Annotated in this window: 17 protein-coding genes; 16 read left to right on the top strand and 1 reads right to left on the bottom strand. The window is 68.3% G+C overall.

The annotated features are described in order from the left end of the window. Positions 1-150: 150 nt before the first annotated feature. The 9 genes from A5712_RS15645 to A5712_RS15685 are packed head-to-tail and all read left to right on the top strand — an operon-like array spanning position 151 to position 7,865. Positions 151-888, top strand: a complete 738-nt coding sequence (locus A5712_RS15645; RefSeq protein ID WP_068106839.1) for an HpcH/HpaI aldolase/citrate lyase family protein — start codon at positions 151-153, stop codon at positions 886-888. Beyond that, entirely contained in the window at positions 885-1,277 is a 393-nt protein-coding gene (locus A5712_RS15650) for a nuclear transport factor 2 family protein (protein WP_068106841.1), read from the top strand. Before A5712_RS15645 ends, A5712_RS15650 begins: the two co-directional genes overlap by 4 nt. Next, positions 1,274-2,002 carry an SDR family NAD(P)-dependent oxidoreductase gene (locus tag A5712_RS15655; RefSeq protein ID WP_068106842.1) on the top strand — a complete coding sequence of 243 codons (729 nt, stop codon included), beginning with the start codon at positions 1,274-1,276 and terminating at the stop codon, positions 2,000-2,002. Before A5712_RS15650 ends, A5712_RS15655 begins: the two co-directional genes overlap by 4 nt. Next, positions 1,984-3,459 carry an NAD(P)/FAD-dependent oxidoreductase gene (locus tag A5712_RS15660; protein ID WP_068106844.1) on the top strand — a complete coding sequence of 492 codons (1,476 nt, stop codon included), beginning with the start codon at positions 1,984-1,986 and terminating at the stop codon, positions 3,457-3,459. Before A5712_RS15655 ends, A5712_RS15660 begins: the two co-directional genes overlap by 19 nt. Continuing rightward, entirely contained in the window at positions 3,456-4,403 is a 948-nt protein-coding gene (locus tag A5712_RS15665) for an alpha/beta hydrolase (protein WP_068106847.1), read from the top strand. Before A5712_RS15660 ends, A5712_RS15665 begins: the two co-directional genes overlap by 4 nt. Positions 4,404-4,433: 30 nt before the next feature. Next, positions 4,434-5,627 carry an enolase C-terminal domain-like protein gene (locus A5712_RS15670; RefSeq protein ID WP_068106849.1) on the top strand — a complete coding sequence of 398 codons (1,194 nt, stop codon included), beginning with the start codon at positions 4,434-4,436 and terminating at the stop codon, positions 5,625-5,627. Between the two features lie 7 nt (positions 5,628-5,634). After that, positions 5,635-6,942 (top strand): hydroxyacid-oxoacid transhydrogenase, encoded by a 1,308-nt coding sequence (locus A5712_RS15675; protein ID WP_068106851.1) that lies wholly within the window; start codon positions 5,635-5,637, stop codon positions 6,940-6,942. A gap of 3 nt (positions 6,943-6,945) precedes the next feature. After that, positions 6,946-7,401: a thioesterase family protein gene (locus A5712_RS15680; protein ID WP_068106853.1), complete on the top strand. Its 456-nt coding sequence runs from the start codon at positions 6,946-6,948 to the stop codon at positions 7,399-7,401. Positions 7,402-7,430: 29 nt separating this feature from the next. Further along, complete coding sequence (locus A5712_RS15685; protein ID WP_067157759.1) at positions 7,431-7,865, top strand: SRPBCC family protein; 435 nt, start codon at positions 7,431-7,433, stop codon at positions 7,863-7,865. A 2-nt stretch (positions 7,866-7,867) separates the two neighbouring features. Here the strand turns inward: A5712_RS15685 and A5712_RS15690 are convergent, their stop codons facing one another. After that, complete coding sequence (locus tag A5712_RS15690) at positions 7,868-8,548, bottom strand: GntR family transcriptional regulator (protein ID WP_082973466.1); 681 nt, start codon at positions 8,546-8,548, stop codon at positions 7,868-7,870. 172 nt (positions 8,549-8,720) lie between these two features. Between A5712_RS15690 and fadD5 the strand changes: the two genes are divergently transcribed. The 7 genes from fadD5 to A5712_RS15725 all read left to right on the top strand — a co-directional run bounded on the left by fadD5 (position 8,721) and on the right by A5712_RS15725 (position 17,875). After that, on the top strand, positions 8,721-10,367 hold the full coding sequence (gene fadD5 / locus A5712_RS15695) for a fatty-acid--CoA ligase FadD5 (protein ID WP_068106857.1): 1,647 nt from the start codon (positions 8,721-8,723) through the stop codon (positions 10,365-10,367). Positions 10,368-10,615: 248 nt separating this feature from the next. After that, on the top strand, positions 10,616-11,422 hold the full coding sequence (locus A5712_RS15700) for an ABC transporter permease (RefSeq protein ID WP_067157750.1): 807 nt from the start codon (positions 10,616-10,618) through the stop codon (positions 11,420-11,422). A gap of 1 nt (position 11,423) precedes the next feature. Beyond that, positions 11,424-12,293, top strand: a complete 870-nt coding sequence (locus A5712_RS15705; RefSeq protein WP_068106858.1) for an ABC transporter permease — start codon at positions 11,424-11,426, stop codon at positions 12,291-12,293. Between the two features lie 2 nt (positions 12,294-12,295). Then, entirely contained in the window at positions 12,296-13,642 is a 1,347-nt protein-coding gene (locus A5712_RS15710) for an MCE family protein (protein ID WP_068106860.1), read from the top strand. Continuing rightward, on the top strand, positions 13,639-14,679 hold the full coding sequence (locus A5712_RS15715) for a virulence factor Mce family protein (protein WP_068106862.1): 1,041 nt from the start codon (positions 13,639-13,641) through the stop codon (positions 14,677-14,679). The genes A5712_RS15710 and A5712_RS15715 overlap by 4 nt, the downstream gene beginning before the upstream one ends. Next, the gene (locus A5712_RS15720; protein WP_068106864.1) at positions 14,676-16,265 is read left to right on the top strand and encodes a virulence factor Mce family protein; all 1,590 of its coding nucleotides are present in this window, start codon (positions 14,676-14,678) and stop codon (positions 16,263-16,265) included. Before A5712_RS15715 ends, A5712_RS15720 begins: the two co-directional genes overlap by 4 nt. Then, entirely contained in the window at positions 16,262-17,875 is a 1,614-nt protein-coding gene (locus A5712_RS15725) for a virulence factor Mce family protein (RefSeq protein WP_068106866.1), read from the top strand. The genes A5712_RS15720 and A5712_RS15725 overlap by 4 nt, the downstream gene beginning before the upstream one ends. The last annotated feature ends 5 nt before the right edge of the window (positions 17,876-17,880 follow it).

The raw sequence follows: 17,880 nt of genomic DNA on the forward strand, positions 1-17,880 counted from the left end.
CGTCGCCGCCAAGTTCGCCGACGAGCATCCCGAGCTGCTCGGCACCTACCTCACCCACACCTTCGGCGTCGAAGACGTCCACGACGTGCAGGGCGCCTTCGACCTGGCCTGCCGGCCCGCGCCCGAGCGCATCAAGATCGCGATCGCCCAATGAGCGTCTTCGACGGCGACCGATCCCCCATCTGGGGCGGCTGGATCACCGGCCCCACGCTGCTCGGCCCGGAGGAATTCGCCAGGGCCGGTTACGATTACGTCGGTTTCGATGCCCAGCACGGCTACATCGACGACGCGGACATCGCCGGCATGCTGCGGCGCCTCGAGCACGTGCCGATCGGCGCGGCGGTGCGGCTGCCCAACGCCGACGCGGCGCCGATCGGGCGGGTGGCCGACGCCGGGGCCGACGCCGTCGTCATCGCGATGATCGAGTCGGCGGACGAGGCCGCCGCCGCGGTGGCCGCCACCCGCTACCCGCCGGCGGGCGTCCGCAGCTTCGGCCCGCTGCGCGCCAGCCTGGGCCACGACCCGGCCACGCTGGAGTCCCGGGTCAGCGTGTTCGCGATGATCGAGACCGCGGCGGCGCTGTCGGGCCTCGACGAGATCTGCGCCGTCGAGGGGCTGGCCGGGCTGTACATCGGGCCGGCCGACCTGGCCCTGTCGATGGGCGTGGACGTTGTTGGCGCGACCAAACATCCGGCGCTGCTCGACGCCATAGGCCGGATCCATCGCGCCGCCACCGAGGCGGGCCTGATCACCGGCATCCACGCGGGCGACGGCAAGACGGGCCGCGCCATGGCGGCGCTGGGCATCCGGATGATCACGCTGACAGCCGAGTCGCAGGCCCTGCGGCGTGGCGCGGCCGAACACCTGCGCGAGGCCCGCGAACAGTGACCGAGACCGCAATACGCGAACTCATTGCCGCCTACGCGCTGGCGCTGGACGCCGGCAATGGGGATGAATGCGTGCAACTCTTCACCGCCAACGCCCAATTCCTGGTCTACGGAAGGTCTTTCGAGGGTCATGACGCGATCCGCGAAATGTTTCAGGACGCGCCACGCGGGCTGCACCTGACCGGGGTCTCGCGAATCGACGTGAATGGCGACACTGCCACTGCCCGATCGCAGGTGCTGTTCGTCCGCGCGGGTGACCTGCAGCTGCGGCCCGCCCTCTACGACGACGAACTGGTCCGCGTGGACGGCCGCTGGCGCTTTTCGCGCCGGCGGTGCCAATTCGTCACCAGCCGTGGCCTGTCCGACAGCCCCGAGGTGCCGTCATCGTGAGTCAACGCGTCGCACTGGTGACCGGCGCCGCCGGCGGGCAGGGCTGGGCCACGGTCAAGCGGCTGCGCTCGGCCGGCCATTCGGTGGCCGCCTGCGATCGTCGCGCCGACGAATTGGCCGCCGCGGTGGATAAATTGGGCGACGACGGGGTGATCGGGATCCCGCTCGACGTCACCTCGCCGGCGCAGTGGGAGGCGGCCGTCCACACGGTCGTCGAGCGCTTCGGATCGCTGAGCGCGCTGGTCAACAACGCCGGCGCGCTGCACCGCGCCTCGTTGGCCGACGAGACACCCGAGGGATTCGAAAACTCCTGGCGCGTGAACTGTTTCGGCGCCTTCCTCGGCATCCAGGCGACGCTGCCGCAGCTGCGCGCCGCCCCTAACGCGTCCATCGTCAACATTTGCAGCACCGGGGCGATCCGGCCCTTCCCGCGGCACAGCGCCTACGGCTCCGCCAAGTGGGCGCTGCGCGGCCTGACCCAAAACGCCGCGGCCGAGCTGGCCCCGTTCGGCATCCGGGTCAACGCGGTGTTCCCCGGCCCCATCGCGACCCCGATGCTCGACGACGCCACCCAGCTGCGGCTGGCCGCGTCGTCGGCGTTCGGACGGATCGGCCAACCGACCGAGATCGCCGACGCGGTCGCGTTTCTGGTGTCCGAGGAGGCGTCGTTCATCACCGGCGCCGAACTGGTCGTCGACGGTGGGCAATGCCTGCAGATCCGATGAGCCTGTCCGTCGGCATCATCGGTGCCGGGCCCGGCGGCATGGCCCTGGGAATCCTGTTGTCCCAAGCAGGCTTCGGTGACTTCACCATCTTCGACCGCGAGGACGACGTCGGCGGCACCTGGCTGATCAACACGTATCCGGGGCTGGCGTGCGACGTCAAGTCGCACCTGTACTCCTATTCGTTCGACCTGAACTCGGACTGTTCGCGGCTGTGGCCCGCGCAGCCCGAGATCCTGGAGTACTTCCAGCGGTGCGCCGACAAGTACGGCCTGCGCCCGCACCTGCGGCTGCGCACCGAAATCGTCTCGGCGCGTTGGGAGGAAGACGACCAGCGGTGGTGTCTGACCACCGCGACCGGCGAACGGCACCACTTCAACGTGGTGGTGTCCGCCGTGGGGCTGTTTACCCGGCCCCTGTTTCCGGAGCTGCCGGAGGAGGAGCCGTTCACCGGCACGCTGATGCACTCCTCCCGATGGGATCATTCGGTCTCGCTCGAGGGCGCCCGGGTCGCCGTGCTGGGCACCGGATCGACGGCCTCGCAACTGCTGCCGGAGTTGGCCAAGGTGGCCGACCGGGTTTACTCGGTGCAGCGGTCACCCACCTGGATCCTGCCCAAGCCCGACCGGCCCTACACCGAACGGGAGCGCTGGCTTTTCGCCCACATACCGTTCGCCAAGAAGCTGTACCGCACCCGGCTGTGGCTGCGCAGCGAAGCCAACATATCGGTGATCGAGCACGGCAGCGAAAAGACCGAGGAGTTCAAGGCGATCGCGCTGGACCTGCTCGAAAAGACCGTCGCCGACGAGGAATTGCGCCGCAAGCTGACGCCCGATCATCCGATGGGCTGCAAGCGGCTGGTGTTCTCCTCGGACTACCTGCCCACGCTGACCCGACCCAACGTCGAGGTGCTGAGCAGCCCGGCGCGCTGCCTGCGCGCGCGCAGCCTGGTCACCGAGGACGGCACCGAACGCGACGTCGACGTCGTCGTGTGCGCGACCGGCTACGCCGCGGCCGATTACCTGGGCGAGCTGGACGTGTCCGGCGAGGGCGGGACGACGTTGCGCGAGGTGTGGCGTGATGGGGCCCACGCGTATTTCGGGATGGCCGTTCCCGGGTTCCCGAACTTCTTCATGCTGTACGGGCCGAACACCAACGTCGGTTCGAACAGCGTGATCTTCATGCTCGAAGCCCAGGCCCGCTACATCGTGCGGGCACTGAAACACATGCGGCGCCGGGGAAAGACGTACGTCGCGGTGCGCCCCGCCGCGCTGGCGGCGTTCGTCGCCAAGGTGGACCGGTGGATGGTCGGCACGGTGTGGACCACCCAGTGCAGCAACTACTTCCGCGCCCCCAACGGGCGGGTGGTGACGCAGTGGCCGCGCAGCGCGCGTAGCTTCTGGGGAATGACGCGCAGATTCAGGCCCGCCGACTTCACTTTCCAGGCCCCGGCCGAATGACCGGACCCTACGGTCTGGACGGCTTCGAACGGCTGGATCGGGCCTTGCAGGCCGTCGCGACGACGCGAACCGACTTTTCGGCGCAGTCGATCGGGCTCCTCCGCGAGCCGTTCGACCAGCGCCGTCGGGAGGTCGCCGAACGCACCGACGCCCAGGGCGTCCGGATCGCCGACGACGTCGTGGCGACCGAATCCGGTGGCGTACCGGTGCGCATCTACCGTGGCGGCGAGGCGAACCCGGCGCCGGCGATGATCTACTGCCACGCCGGCGGCTTCGCGCTGGGCAACCTGGACACCGATCACCGGCAGTGCGTCGAGCTGGCACGGCGCGGCCAGTGCACGGTGGTGTCCGTCGACTACCGGCTGGCGCCGGAGCACCCCTATCCGGCCGCGCTCGACGACGCGGTCGCGGTGCTGCGCTGGGTGGCGGCCACCGCGACCGAGCTGGGGGTGGACCCGGCGCGCCTGGCGGTCGGGGGCAGCAGCGCCGGGGCCACCCTGGCGGCGTGCCTGGCGCATGACGCCGCCGACGGGTCGCTGCCCGCGGTCGTGTTCCAGCTGCTGCACCAGCCGGTGTTGGACGATCGCGAAACCGCGTCCAAGGCCGAGTTCTGCACCAGCCCCGCCTTCGACAGCGAGGCCGCGGAGCTGATGTGGCGTCACTACCTCGGTCCGGCGGCCGGACCGTCGGCCGCGGTGCCCGCCCGTCGAGGCCAATTCCGCGGTCTGCCACCGGCTTTGATCACCTGCGCGGAGATCGATCCCTTCCGCGACGAAGCCGTCGACTACGCGGTGGCGCTGTTGCGTGCCGGGGTCTCCGCCGAGCTGCACGTGTTCCCGCGGACCTGTCACGGCTTCGATTCGCTGCTGCCGGAGTGGTCGGACTCCGAGCGGTTGTTCGCCCTGCAGGGCCAGGCGCTGGCGAGGACCTTCGGCTCTACTTGAACTGCCGATTCGGCGGAACAATCTGCTGCCATGAAGATCATCGGCTTGGAGGTCATACCGTTCGAGACGGTCGTCGATCGAATCTCGTTCGGGCAGTTGGTCACCGACTACCGCGTGGTCCAGACGGTGACCAAGGTGCTCACCGACGAGGGGGCCGAGGGCTACTACTTCGGTGGCCATTTCCATGGCGACCAGGATGGCCTGCTGCCCGGGGACCAGGCGCTGATCGCCCAATTCCTGAGCCCCCTGCTCGCGGGCCAGGATCCGTTCGACCGGGCGGAGATCTGGCGGCAGCTGTGGGCCGCCAAGCTTCCCGAAAACGTCTGCAGCGTCATCGATCTCGCCCTGTGGGATCTGGCGGGCCGGGTCGCCGGCCTGCCGGTGCGCAAGCTGCTGGGCGGCGCTCGTGACCGGGTCAAGGCCTACGCGAGCAGCTTCAACAACCTGGGATCGCCCGACGAGTACGCCGCCCACGCCGCCGAATGCCGCCGCCAGGGTTACCGCGCCTACAAGATCCACCCGTACCACTACTGGAACCCCGCGACGCGGGAGTTCGCCCTGCCCCGGCCGTCGTATGTGGACTGGGACATCCGGGTGTGCCGGGAGGTTCGCGCGGCCGTGGGCGACGAGATGGTGTTGATGTTCGACCCGTGGGGGACCTATCACACCTACGAGGACGCGCTGCGCGTCGGCCGGGAGCTCGAACGGCTGGGCTTCTACTGGTACGAGCACCCGATGCCGGAGTACCGGGTCGAGTCCTACGCGAAGCTGGCCGGCGCGCTCGACATCCCGATCTGCTCACCCGAGATCGCGGAGGGCGGCATCTACACCCGGGCGGACTGGATCCTGCGCAACGCGTCCGACATCAGCCGCATCGACGTGTTGCGCGGCGGCATCACCGGCGTGATGAAGCTGGCCGGGATGTGCGAGGCCGTCGGCATGCGCTGCGAACTGCACATGAGCGGCTTCGGCAACCTGCAGGTCCTGGGCGCCACCAGCGAAGACGTCTGCGAATACTACGAGCGCGGCCTGCTCGGGCCCGGGGCCCGCTACGACGCCGCACCGCCCTACCTCGAGGCGGCCTGCGACCCGCTCGGCCCGGACGGATTCGTCGATCTGCCGTCTGGACCCGGGCTCGGCTACCAAATCCGGTGGGACTACATCGAAAGCCATCGGCTCCCCGCCAGTACGGCGGAACCGGTCGCGCCACTGCACCCGAGATAATGGCGGCATGCCGTACTGCGATTACCCGATTGCTGCCGAGGACTGCGACGGCGCCTTCACCGTCGACGCGTCACGGGTGACCTTCGGACGCGGATGCCTCGCGGAGGTGGGCGATAGGGCGCGCGCCCTCGGGCTGCGGCGGGTGGCGTTGTTCACCGACGCCGGCGTCGCCGGGCTGCCCATCTTCGCCACGACGCACGACTCGCTCGTCGCGGCCGGGCTGGACGTCGTCACCTATGCCGACGTCCACGTCGAGCCCACCGACGCGTCCTTTTCCGACGCGGCCCGCTTCGCGCGGGAGTGCAACCCCGACGGCTACGTGTCGCTGGGCGGCGGCTCGGTGATCGACACCTGCAAGGCCGCCAACCTCTACGCGACCCATCCCGCCGACTTCCTCACCTATGTCAATGCGCCGATCGGCGAGAGCAAGCCCATACCCGGCCCGCTCAAGCCGCACATCGCCTGCCCCACCACGGCCGGCACCGGCAGCGAGGTGACCGGCATCGCGATCTTCGACCTGGTGTCGTTGAAGGCCAAGACGGGGATCGCCTCTCACGCGCTGCGCCCGACCGAGGCCCTCGTCGACCCCGACTGCACCGCGAGCCTGCCCCCCGAGGTCGTCGCCTCCGCGGGTCTCGACGTGCTGTCGCACGCCCTGGAGTCCTACACCGCGCGGCCCTACGTGTTGCGGCGCGCCCCCGATCGGCCCAGCCTGCGGCCGATGAGCCAGGGCGCCAATCCGTGGAGCGACCTGGGTTGCCGCGAGGCGCTGCGCCTGCTGGGACGGTATCTGGGGCGCGCGACGCGCGACGCCTCCGACAGTGAGGCCCGTGAGCAAATGATGTGGGCCGCAACGCTTGCGGGCATCGCGTTCGGCAACGCCGGCGTCCACGCGCCGCACGGGATGGCCTACGCGGTGGCCGGGCTGGTGCGTGATTTCCGCCCCACGGGTTACCCGCCCGACGAGCCGCTGGTGCCGCACGGCATGGCCGTCATCCTCAACGCGCCGGCGTCGTTCCGTTTCACCGCGCAGGCGAACCCGGAGCGGCACCTGGAGGGGGCGTGGCTGCTCGGGGCCGAGACGCGGGGCGCCGGCGCCGAGGACGCCGGCGAGGTGCTCGCCGACGAACTCATCCGGATCATGCGCGCGGTGGGCATGCCGAACGGGCTGGCCGGCGTCGGCTACACCGAAGACGACGCGACCGCCCTGACCGAGGGCGCCTATCCCCAGCAGCGCCTGCTGCAGAACGCCCCGCGGGAGATGACGAAACCGGTTCTGGGGGACCTGTTTCGGCAGGCCATGCGGTACTGGTAGACCATGACCTCGACTCCGTCGGAGAACCTCACCAGCGCCGACTTCCCGGTGCTGTGGCCGGTGGGAACCCGGTGGGCCGACAACGACATGTTCGGCCACCTCAACAACGCGGTGTACTACCAACTGTTCGACACCGCGATCAACGCGTGGATCAACACCAGCGTCGGGATCGACCCGCTCGCCACCCCCGCGCTGGGCATCGTCGCCGAGTCGGGCTGCCGCTACTTCTCCGAGCTGCATTTCCCGGAGGGCCTCACCGTGGGCCTCGCGGTGACGCGCCTCGGCCGCAGCAGCGTCACGTACCGGCTCGGCGTGTTCCGCGGCGACGACGGCGAACCGCAACCGATCACCGCGCTGGGGCACTGGGTGCACGTCTATGTCGATCGGACCAGCCGCAAGCCGGTGCCGATCCCCGACGCCATCCGCTCGCTGCTGGCGACGGCCAGCGTGGATCAATAGCGCGGCCGGTCGCCCGATAGGCTTGCGCCATGCCAGTTTTGAGCAAGACCGTCGAGGTCAGTGCCAACGCCGCGGCGATCATGGGCATCGTCGCCGATTTCGAGCGGTACCCGGAGTGGAACGAGGAGATCAAGGGCCTGTGGGTGCTCGCCCGCTACGACGACGGGCGGCCCAGCCAGGTGCGGCTCGACGCCGACTACCAAGGCATGCAGGCCACGTTCATCCAGGCGATCTATTACCCGGGGGAAAACCAGATCCAGACCGTCCTGCAGCAGGGCGACCTGTTCTCCAAGCAGGAGCAGCTGTTCAGCGTCGTGGAAACCGGGGCCGCGAGCCTGCTGACGGTGGACATGGACGTGGAGACGACGCTGCCGGTCCCCGCGCCGATGGTGAAGTCGATGGCCGGCAACGTGCTCGACCATCTCGCCGAGAACCTCAAGCAGCGCGCCGAGCAGCTGGGCTGAGCTCAGTCGAAGCTTCCGGCCCGGTTCAGCATCACGGTCAGCCGGGCCGCCGCGTCGGTGAACTGCCAGACGGTGTGCTCGATGACGGCGTCCGCGTCGCGTCGGCGCAGCGCCGCGATCAACTCCCGGTGGTGGGCGACGGTGGCCGCGCCCCATTCCGGGTCCGCCGCGTACACCTCCGCCGGCATGTAGCGCGCCGCGTTGAGCAGGAACCAGGACAGCTTTATCCGGCCGCTGGCCTGGTTGAAGACGCGGTGAAACGCGAACTCAATGCCCGCGATGGTGGCGGGCTCGCTGGAGCCGACGGCCGCCTCCAGGGCTTTGTTGATGCGGTCCAGCTCGTCAATCTCGGCGTCGGTGATGTGGTCGGTGGCCGCGGCGGCTAACTGCTGGGCGATCGTCGACTGCAGCCAGAAGATGTCCTCGATGTCCTGCCGGCTCAGCGGCAGCACGACGTGGCCGCGGTGCGGTTCCAGCTGCACCATGCCCTCGCCGCGCAGCTTCAGCAGTGCCTCGCGCACCGGCGTGACGCTGACCCCGAGCTCGGCCGCGGTCTCGTCGAGGCGGATGAAGGTCCCCGGGCGCAACGTCCCGGACATGATCGCCGCGCGCAGATGGGCCGCAACCTCGTCGGAAAGCTGCGCCCGGCGCAGCGGCCGCCGGGTCCTCGGCTTGGTCGACATCGGTGCGTTCACGCGGGCTGCCAGGGGTTTCGCGGGCTGGGCGGGTCTTGCGGCTGGTCTTGTCTGGTCTTGTCAGAGCGGCACTAAAGCCATAATGTGACCCACGTAACACCAAGTTTTATCAAATATCAAGCTGGCGCAAGCGGTGCCTGAGGTAAAGGGGAGACAGCAGTTGACCGCGCAATTGGCCAATCTGACGCAGGCCACCGAGCAGCCGTACCTGGCCCGGCGTCAGAACTGGGTCAACCAACTGGAGCGGCACGCGCTGATGCAACCGACCGCGACGGCGCTGCGGTTCCTCGGCAACACGGTCACCTGGCAGGGACTGCACGACCGGGTCACGGCGCTGGCCAATGCGCTGAGTCGCCGGGGCGTCGGCTTCGGCGACCGGGTCATGATCCTCATGCTCAACCGTCCCGAATTCGTCGAGTCGGTCCTGGCCATCAACTCGCTGGGCGCCATCGCGGTCCCACTCAACTTCCGGCTCACCTCGGCCGAGATCGTCTTCCTGGTCGAGGACTGCGAGGCCCGGGTGCTGATCACCGAATCGGTGCTCGCCCCGGTGGCCACCGGGGTGCGCGACATCCAGCCGATGCTCGACACCATCGTGGTCGCCGGCGGCTCGAGCAACGACGACACTGACGGCGTATTCGGCTACGAAGACCTCGTCGACGAGCCCGGCGAGACGCATGGGCCGGTCGATATCCCGAACGATTCGCCCGCGCTGATTATGTACACCTCGGGCACCACCGGTCGGCCCAAGGGAGCGGTGCTGACCCACGCCAACCTGACCGGCCAGACGATGACCGGCCTGTACACCATGGGCGCCGATATAAATAGCGACGTCGGTTTCGTTGGTGTCCCGTTCTTCCACATCGCGGGCGTCGGCAACATGCTGACGTCGATGTTGCTCGGTGTGCCGACCGTGATCTACCCGCTGGGGGCGTTCGAACCGGGCCAGCTGCTCGACGTGCTGGCGGCGGAGAAGGTCACCGGACTGTTCCTGGTTCCGGCGCAGTGGCAGGCCGTGTGCGCGGAGCAGCGGGCGCGCCCCCGCGATCTGAGGTTGCGGGTCATGTCATGGGGGGCTGCCCCGGCGACGGACTCGCTGCTGCGGGAGATGTCGGCGACGTTCCCCGGGACCCAGATACTGGCCGCCTTCGGCCAGACCGAGATGTCGCCCGTCACCTGCATGCTGCTCGGCGAAGACGCGATCCGGAAGCGCGGCTCGGTGGGCAAGGTGATCCCCACGGTCAGCGCGCGGGTGGTCGACGAGAACATGAACGACGTCCCCGTCGGAGAGGTCGGCGAAATCGTCTACCGCGCACCGACATTGATGAGCGGCTACTGGAACAACCCTCAGGCCACCGCGGAGGCCTTCGCCGGTGGTTGGTTCCACTCCGGGGACCTGGTCCGGATGGACGAGGACGGCTACGTCTGGGTGGTGGATCGCAAGAAGGACATGATCATCTCCGGCGGTGAGAACATCTACTGCGCCGAGGTCGAGAACGTTCTCGCCGGCCATCCCCAGATCGTCGAAGTCGCCGTCATCGGCCAGGCTCACGAGAAGTGGGGCGAGGTGCCGATCGCGGTTGCTGCGGTAACCGGCGAGCAGCTGCTGCTGGAGGACTTGCAAGAGTTCCTGGCCGAGCGGCTCGCGCGGTACAAGCATCCGAAGGCGCTCGAGATCGTCGATGCACTGCCGCGCAATCCGGCCGGAAAGGTGCTCAAGACTGAGCTACGGGTTCGCTACGGGGCCGTCAATATGAGCGAAAGAGGTTCCGCAGCAAGGGATTTGACCACGCGAGGGGAAGGTTGACGGAAGCTGTAACGTTTGCCCGCTGTTGACGAAGGGTTAATTGTGCGGATGCAGTTCACACGCTCGAGGCCATCGGGTACATTCCTGTGGTCTCCGTTACTACTTGCGGGTAGGGAGCCGATGGTCACAGACACATGGTCGGGGCGAGCTGGGGGTGCCGCCGACCGCGGGACGGAGAGGGGGCGGCGCGTGCGACTCGTTTCGCTGCGGACCCCCGGCGCACACGAGGTCGAGGTGAGGGGGAGCCGGTGACTTCGACGACGGATCGTCCACACCTGGTCGGCTACCTGCGCGACCAGTTGGAGACGCCGCTGACGCTCATCGGTGGGTTCTTCCGGATGTGTGTGCTGACCGGTAAGGCGCTGTTCCGCTGGCCCTTCCAATGGCGCGAATTCGTCCTGCAGTGCTGGTTCATCATGCGGGTCGCTTTCCTGCCGACCATCTTCGTCTCGATCCCGCTGACCGTGCTGCTGATCTTCACCCTCAACGTGCTGCTGGCCCAGTTCGGCGCCGCGGACCTGTCCGGTGCCGGCGCCGCCATCGGCGCGGTCACCCAGCTCGGGCCGCTGACCACGGTGCTGGTGGTCGCCGGCGCCGGATCCACCGCGATCTGCGCGGACCTGGGTGCCCGCACCATCCGCGAGGAGATCGACGCGATGGAGGTGCTCGGCATCGACCCGATCCACCGCCTGGTGGTGCCCCGGGTGATCGCCGCGACGCTGGTCGCCACGCTGCTCAACGGGCTGGTGATCACCGTCGGGCTGGTGGGCGGCTACCTGTTCGGGGTGTACCTGCAGAACGTGTCGGGCGGGGCCTACCTCGCCACCCTGACCACCATCACGGGCCTGCCGGAGGTGGTCATCGCCACGGTCAAGGCCGCCATGTTCGGGCTCATCGCCGGCCTGGTCGGCTGTTTCCGCGGCCTGACCGTGCGCGGCGGCTCCAAGGGCCTGGGCACCGCCGTGAACGAAACCGTGGTGCTCTGCGTGGTCGCGCTGTACGCGGTCAACGTGGTGCTGACCACCATCGGTGTGCGATTCGGAACGGGGCGCTGACATGTCGATCGGCACCGTGACGCGCGGCGTCCATCCCCGCTTAGTCGAGAATCTCAGCCGCTACGGCGGCGCCCTCGGCCGCGGGCTCGACGACATCGGGCAGATGGCCTGGTTCGGCGTGGTGGCCCTCGGGCACGTCCCGCACGCGCTGCGCAACTACCGCAAGGAGACGCTGCGGCTCATCGCCCAGATCGGCATGGGCACCGGCGCGATGGCCGTCGTCGGCGGCACCGTCGCGATCGTCGGCTTCGTCACCCTGTCCGGTAGCTCCCTGGTCGCCATCCAGGGGTTCGCCTCGCTGGGCAACATCGGCGTCGAGGCGTTCACCGGCTTCTTCGCCGCGCTCATCAACGTGCGCATCGCCGCGCCCGTCGTCACCGGCATCTCGATGGCCGCCACGGTCGGCGCCGGCGCCACCGCGGAGTTAGGGGCCATGCGGATCAGCGAGGAGATCGACGCGCTGGAAGTGATGGGCATCAAGTCGATTTCGTTCCTGGCGACCACGCGCATCATGGCCGGGCTGGTGGTGATCATCCCGCTCTACTCGCTGGCGATGATCATGTCGTTCCTGTCCCCGCAGATCACCACGACGGTGCTCTACGGCCAGTCGCACGGCACCTACGAGCACTACTTCCGGACGTTCCTGCGCCCCGACGACGTGTTCTGGTCGTTCGTGGAGGCCATCCTCATCACGGCCGTCGTGATGATCACCCACTGCTTCTACGGCTACAACGCCGGCGGCGGGCCCGTCGGCGTGGGCGAGGCCGTCGGCCGATCGATGCGCTTCTCGCTGGTGTCGGTGCAGGTTGTCGTTTTGGCCGCCGCGTTGGCGCTCTACGGCGTCAACCCCAACTTCGCATTGACGGTGTAGTCATGACCAACCCAGGCGCCCCCGGCAAGGTCAATGCCCCCCGCAACCCGCCGTACAAGTTGGCCGGGGTCGCCCTGCTCGTCGCCGCCGCCGTGGCACTCGTCCTGGTGTATGGGCAGTTCCGGGGCGACTTCACCAAGAAGGAACATCTGACCATGGTGGCCGCCCGGGCCGGCCTGGTGATGGACCCCGGCTCGAAGGTCACCTACAACGGGGTGGAGATCGGCCGGGTGGCCAAGATCTCGGAGATCGTCAAGGACGGCAAGCCGGCGGCCAAGTTCAACCTGGACGTCTACCCGCGCTACCTCAAGCTGATCCCGGCCAACGTGAACGCCGACATCAAGGCCACCACGGTGTTCGGCGGCAAGTACGTGTCGCTGACGACGCCGAAAAACCCGTCGCCGCAACGGATCACGCCGCAGACCGTGATCGACGCCCGCTCGGTGACGACGGAGATCAACACGCTGTTCCAGACCATCACCGAGATCGCGCAGCAGGTGGATCCGGTGAAGCTGAACCTGACGCTGAGCGCCGCCGCGCAATCGCTGGCCGGGCTGGGCGACCGGGTCGGGCAGTCGATCGTGAACGCCAACGCGATCCTCGACGACGTCAACCCGCAGCAGCCCCAGGTCCGTCACGACATCCAGGCGCTGGCGGCTCTGGGCGACACCTACGCCAACGCGGCGCCGGACCTGATCGACTTCCTCGACAAGTCGGTGGTCACCGCGCGCTCGATCAACGCGCAGCAGAAGGACCTGGATCAGGCGCTGTTGTCGGCCGCCGGGTTCGGTAACACCGGCGCGGACATCTTCGAGCGCGGCGGGCCGTACCTGGCGCGCGGGGCCAAGGACCTGGTGCCGACGGCCGAGCTGCTGGACACCTACAGCCCCGAGCTGTTCTGCACCGTCCGCAACTACCACGACATCGAACCCACCGCACGGTCGTTCCTCGGCGGCAACGGCTACTCGCTCAACGCCGACACGAAGCTGCTCTCCGGGCTGGGCCTGCTGCTCAACCCGGTGTCGGCGATCACCCTCGTCGGCCTGATCGGGATCTTCGCGCTACCCACCCAGGGACTGGCGGGCCTGGGCAACATCGCCACGCTGATCGGCGGGGCGCCCAACCCGTACATCTGGCCGGAGAACCTGCCCCGGGTGAACGCCCGCGGCGGACCGGGGGGCGCGCCCGGCTGCTGGCAGCACATCACCCATGACCTGTGGCCCGCACCCGAGTTGGTGATGGACTCCGGCAACAGCATCGCGCCGTACAACCACCTCGACACCGGTTCGCCGTATGCGATCGAGTACGTCTGGGGTCGCCAGGTAGGGGATAACACGATCAACCCATGAAAATCACCGGTACCATCGTCCGACTCAGCATCTTCTCGCTGGTGCTGCTGGTCTTCACTGTGATGATCGTCGTGGTGTTCGGCCAGATGCGGTTCGACCGCACCAGCAAGTACTCGGCCGAGTTCACCAACGTCAGCGGGCTGCGGCAGGGCCAGTTCGTCCGCGCGTCCGGGGTGGAGATCGGCAAGGTCGACTCGGTCAAGCTGGTGGACGGCGGCAGGCGGGCGCGGGTGGACTTCAACGTCGACCGCTCGATCCCGCTGTATCAGTCGACGACGGCGCAGATCCGCTACCTCGACCTGATCGGAAACCGGTACCTGGAGCTCAAACGCGGCGAGGGCGAGGGCTCCGAGAAGGTGCTCCCGCCGGGCGGATTCATCCCCGCGTCGCGGACCTCGCCGGCGCTTGACCTCGACGCGCTGATCGGTGGGTTCAAGCCGCTGTTTCGGGCGCTGGACCCGCAGAAGGTCAACACCATCGCGACGGCGCTCGTCACGGTGTTCCAGGGTCAGGGCGGGACCATCAACGACATCCTTGACCAGACGGCGCAGCTGACCAACCAGCTCGGCGAGCGCGACCAGGCCATCGGCGAGGTGGTCAAGAACCTGAACATCGTGCTGGACACCACGGTTCGGCATCGCCAGCAATTCGATCAGACCGTCAACAACCTTGAGGTCCTGATCACCGGGCTGAAGGGCCACAGCGAGCAGTTGGCGGGCGGGACCGCGCACATCAGCAACGCCGCGGGCACGGTGGCCGACCTGCTGGCCGAGGACCGGGGGTTGCTGCACAGCACGCTGAACTACCTGGACGCCGTTCAGCAGCCGCTGATCGATCAGCGTGAGGAGCTGAACGATTTCATCCACAAGGTGCCGACGGCACTGAACATGATCGGGCGCACCATCGGCTCCTACGGCGACTTCGTCAACTTCTATGCCTGCGACATCACGCTCAAGATCAACGGGTTGCAGGCCGGTGGTCCGATTCGGACGGTCAAGCTCTTCAACCAGCCGACGGGCAGGTGCACGCCGCAATGAGAACGCTGGAACCCCCCAACCGGATGCGCATCGGCGTGATGGGCATCCTGGTGACGCTGTTGGTCGTCGGTGTCGGCCAGAGCTTCACGAGCGTGCCCATGCTGATGGCCAAGCCGCACTACTACGGGCAGTTCACCGACTCCGGCGGCCTGACCAAGGGCGACAAGGTGCGCATCGCCGGCTTCGACGTCGGCAAGGTGGAGAGCCTCGACATCGACGGCGACCACGTACTGATCAAGTTCAACATCGGCACCGAAAGCATCGGCACCGAAAGCCGGCTGGCGATCAAGACGGACACCATCCTGGGCAAGAAGGTCCTCGAGATCGAGAACCGGGGCACCAAGCAGCTGCGACCCGGCGACTCGCTGCCGATCGGTCAGAGCACCACGCCGTATCAGATCTATGACGCGTTCTTCGACGTGACGAAGGCCGCCAGCGGGTGGGACATCGACACGGTCAAGCAGTCGTTGCACGTGCTGTCGGAGACCATCGACCAGACCTATCCGCACCTGAGCGCCGCGCTCGACGGGGTGGCCAAGTTCTCCGACACGATCGGCAAGCGCGACGAGCAGATCAAGCACCTGCTCGCCCAGTCCAACCAGGTGGCCAGCATCCTGGGCGACCGCGCCGACCAGGTCGACCGATTACTGGTGAACACGAAGATCTTGCTGGCCGCTTTCAACGAGCGCGGCCAGGCCATCAACGCGTTGCTGAGCAACATCGCCGCGTTCTCCGAACAGATCAAAGGGTTCATCAACGACAACCCCAACCTGAACCACGTGCTCGAGCAGCTGCGCACGGTCAGCGACATCCTGGTCCAGCGCAAGGACGACCTCGCCGCCGGTTTCACCGAGGTCGGCAAGTTCCTCCCGTCGCTCAATGAAGCGATCGCGTCGGGGCCGTTCTTCAAGGTGGTGCTGCACAACCTGTTCCCCGGTCAGATCGTGCAGCCGTTCGTCGACGCGGCGTTCAAGAAGCGCGGCATCGACCCGGAGAACTTCTGGCGCAGCGCGGGTCTGCCGGAATTCCGGTGGCCCGACCCGAACGGCACCCGCCAGCCCAACGGCGCGCCACCACCGGCGCCGCCGGTGCTGGAGGGCACGCCCGACCACCCGGGTCCGGCGGTCCCACCCGGGTCGCCGTGCTCGTACACGCCGGCGAACCCCGGCGGCAACGTCACCGTCGGCGACGAGGGTCTGCCGCGGCCGTGGAACCCGTTGCCGTGCGCGGGGGCCGGCATCGGTCCGTTCGGTGGGGTGGGCTTCCCCGCGCCGGTCGACGTCCAGACGTCGCCGCCCAATCCCGACGGGCTGCCGCCCACCCCGGGCATCAACATCGCGGGGCGCCCGGGTGACCCGCCGCCCAACGTTCCGGGCACCCCGGTGCCGCTGCCGACGCAGGCGCCGCCGGGTGCGCGCACCGAGAACCTGGGACCGGCCGGCCCGACGCCGCCCCCGTCGACGTTCGCGCCGGCCCTGCCGCCGGGACCGCCCGCACCGCCCGGGCCGGGGATCCAGCTGCCGGCGCCGTTCATCAACCCCGGCGGCACGGGAGGCAGCGGCATCACGGGAGGTAGCCAGAATTGAGCACCATCTTTGATGTCCGCAACATCCGGCTGCCGAGGCTGACGAGGACGTCGGTGATCATCGGCTCGCTCGCGATCGTGCTGGCCCTGGTTCTCGGGTACGCCGGCTGGCGGCTGTATCAGAAGCTGACGAACAACACCGTGGTGGCCTACTTCCCGGCCGCCAACGCGCTGTACGCCGGCGACAAGGTGCAGATCATGGGGCTGCGGGTGGGCGCGATCGACAAGATCGAGCCGGCCGGCGACAAGATGAAGGTCACCTTCCACTACCAGAACAAGTACAAGGTGCCGGCCAGCGCGTCTGCGGTGATCCTCAACCCCACCCTGGTGGCCTCGCGCGCGATCCAGCTGGAGCCGGTCTACAAGGGCGGCCCGGTGCTTGCCGACAACGCGGTGATCCCCGAAGACCGCACCCAGGTGCCGGTGGAGTGGGACGAACTGCGCAACAGCGTCACCAACATCATCTCCAAACTGGGCCCCACACCCGAGCAGCCCAAGGGCCCGTTCGGTGAGGTCATCGAGTCGTACGCGAACGGGCTGGCCGGCAAGGGCAAGGAGTTCAACACGACGCTGAACAGCCTGTCGCAGGCGCTGACCGCGCTGAACGAGGGTCGCGGCGACTTCTTCGCGGTGGTGCGCAGCCTGGCCCTGTTCGTCAACGCGCTGCACCAGGACGACCGGCAGTTCGTCGCGCTGAACGAGAACTTGGCGGATTTCACCGGGCGGCTCGCGAGCTCGGACGGCGCCCTGGCCGACGCGATACAACAGTTCGACGGCCTGCTCAAGACCGTGCGGCCCTGGCTGGACCAGAACCGCGAGGTGCTGACTCACGACATCAACAACCTGGCGACGGCGACGAACGCGCTGCTGCAACCGGATCCGCTGAACGGGCTGGAGACGGCACTGCACGTGCTGCCGACGGCCGCGGCGAACATCAACCAGATCTATCACCCGACGCACGGCTCGGTGGTGGCCGTTCCGGCGATCACCAACTTTGCCAACCCGATGCAGTTCATCTGCAGCTCGATCCAGGCCGGCAGCCGGCTGGGTTATCAGGAGTCCGCCGAGCTGTGCGCGCAATACCTGGCGCCGATCCTCGATGCGATCAAGTTCAACTACCTGCCGTTCGGCCTGAACGTCGCCAGCACGGCCGAGACGCTGCCCAAGGACGTCGCCTACTCCGAGCCACGCCTGCATCCGCCGGACGGATATAAGGACACGACGGTCCCCGGCATCTGGTCGCCGGACACGCCGACGTCGCACCGCAACACCCAACACGGGTGGATCGTGGCCCCCGGCATGCAGGGGCAGCAGGTGGGACCGATCACGGCGGGGTTGATGACACCCGAGTCGCTGGCCGAACTGATGGGTGGGCCCAACATTCCGCCCGTGCAGTCGACGCTGCAGACCCCGCCCGGGCCGCCGAACGCCTACGACGAGGGCCCCTCGCCGGTGATCGGTCAGAACCCGCCGCAGGTGCCGATACCCCCGCCGCCGCCGGGGCCGGAGGTGGTCCCCGGCCCGGTCGCTCCGACGCCCGCGCCGGTCGCGGCGCCGGCGCCCAACGCCGGCGGGCCGCCGGTCGCCGCCAACCTCGGAGGTGGGCAGTGACTGCG

The organism is Mycobacterium sp. E2327 (assembly GCF_001672675.1).
Taxonomy (GTDB): Bacteria; Actinomycetota; Actinomycetes; order Mycobacteriales; family Mycobacteriaceae; genus Mycobacterium.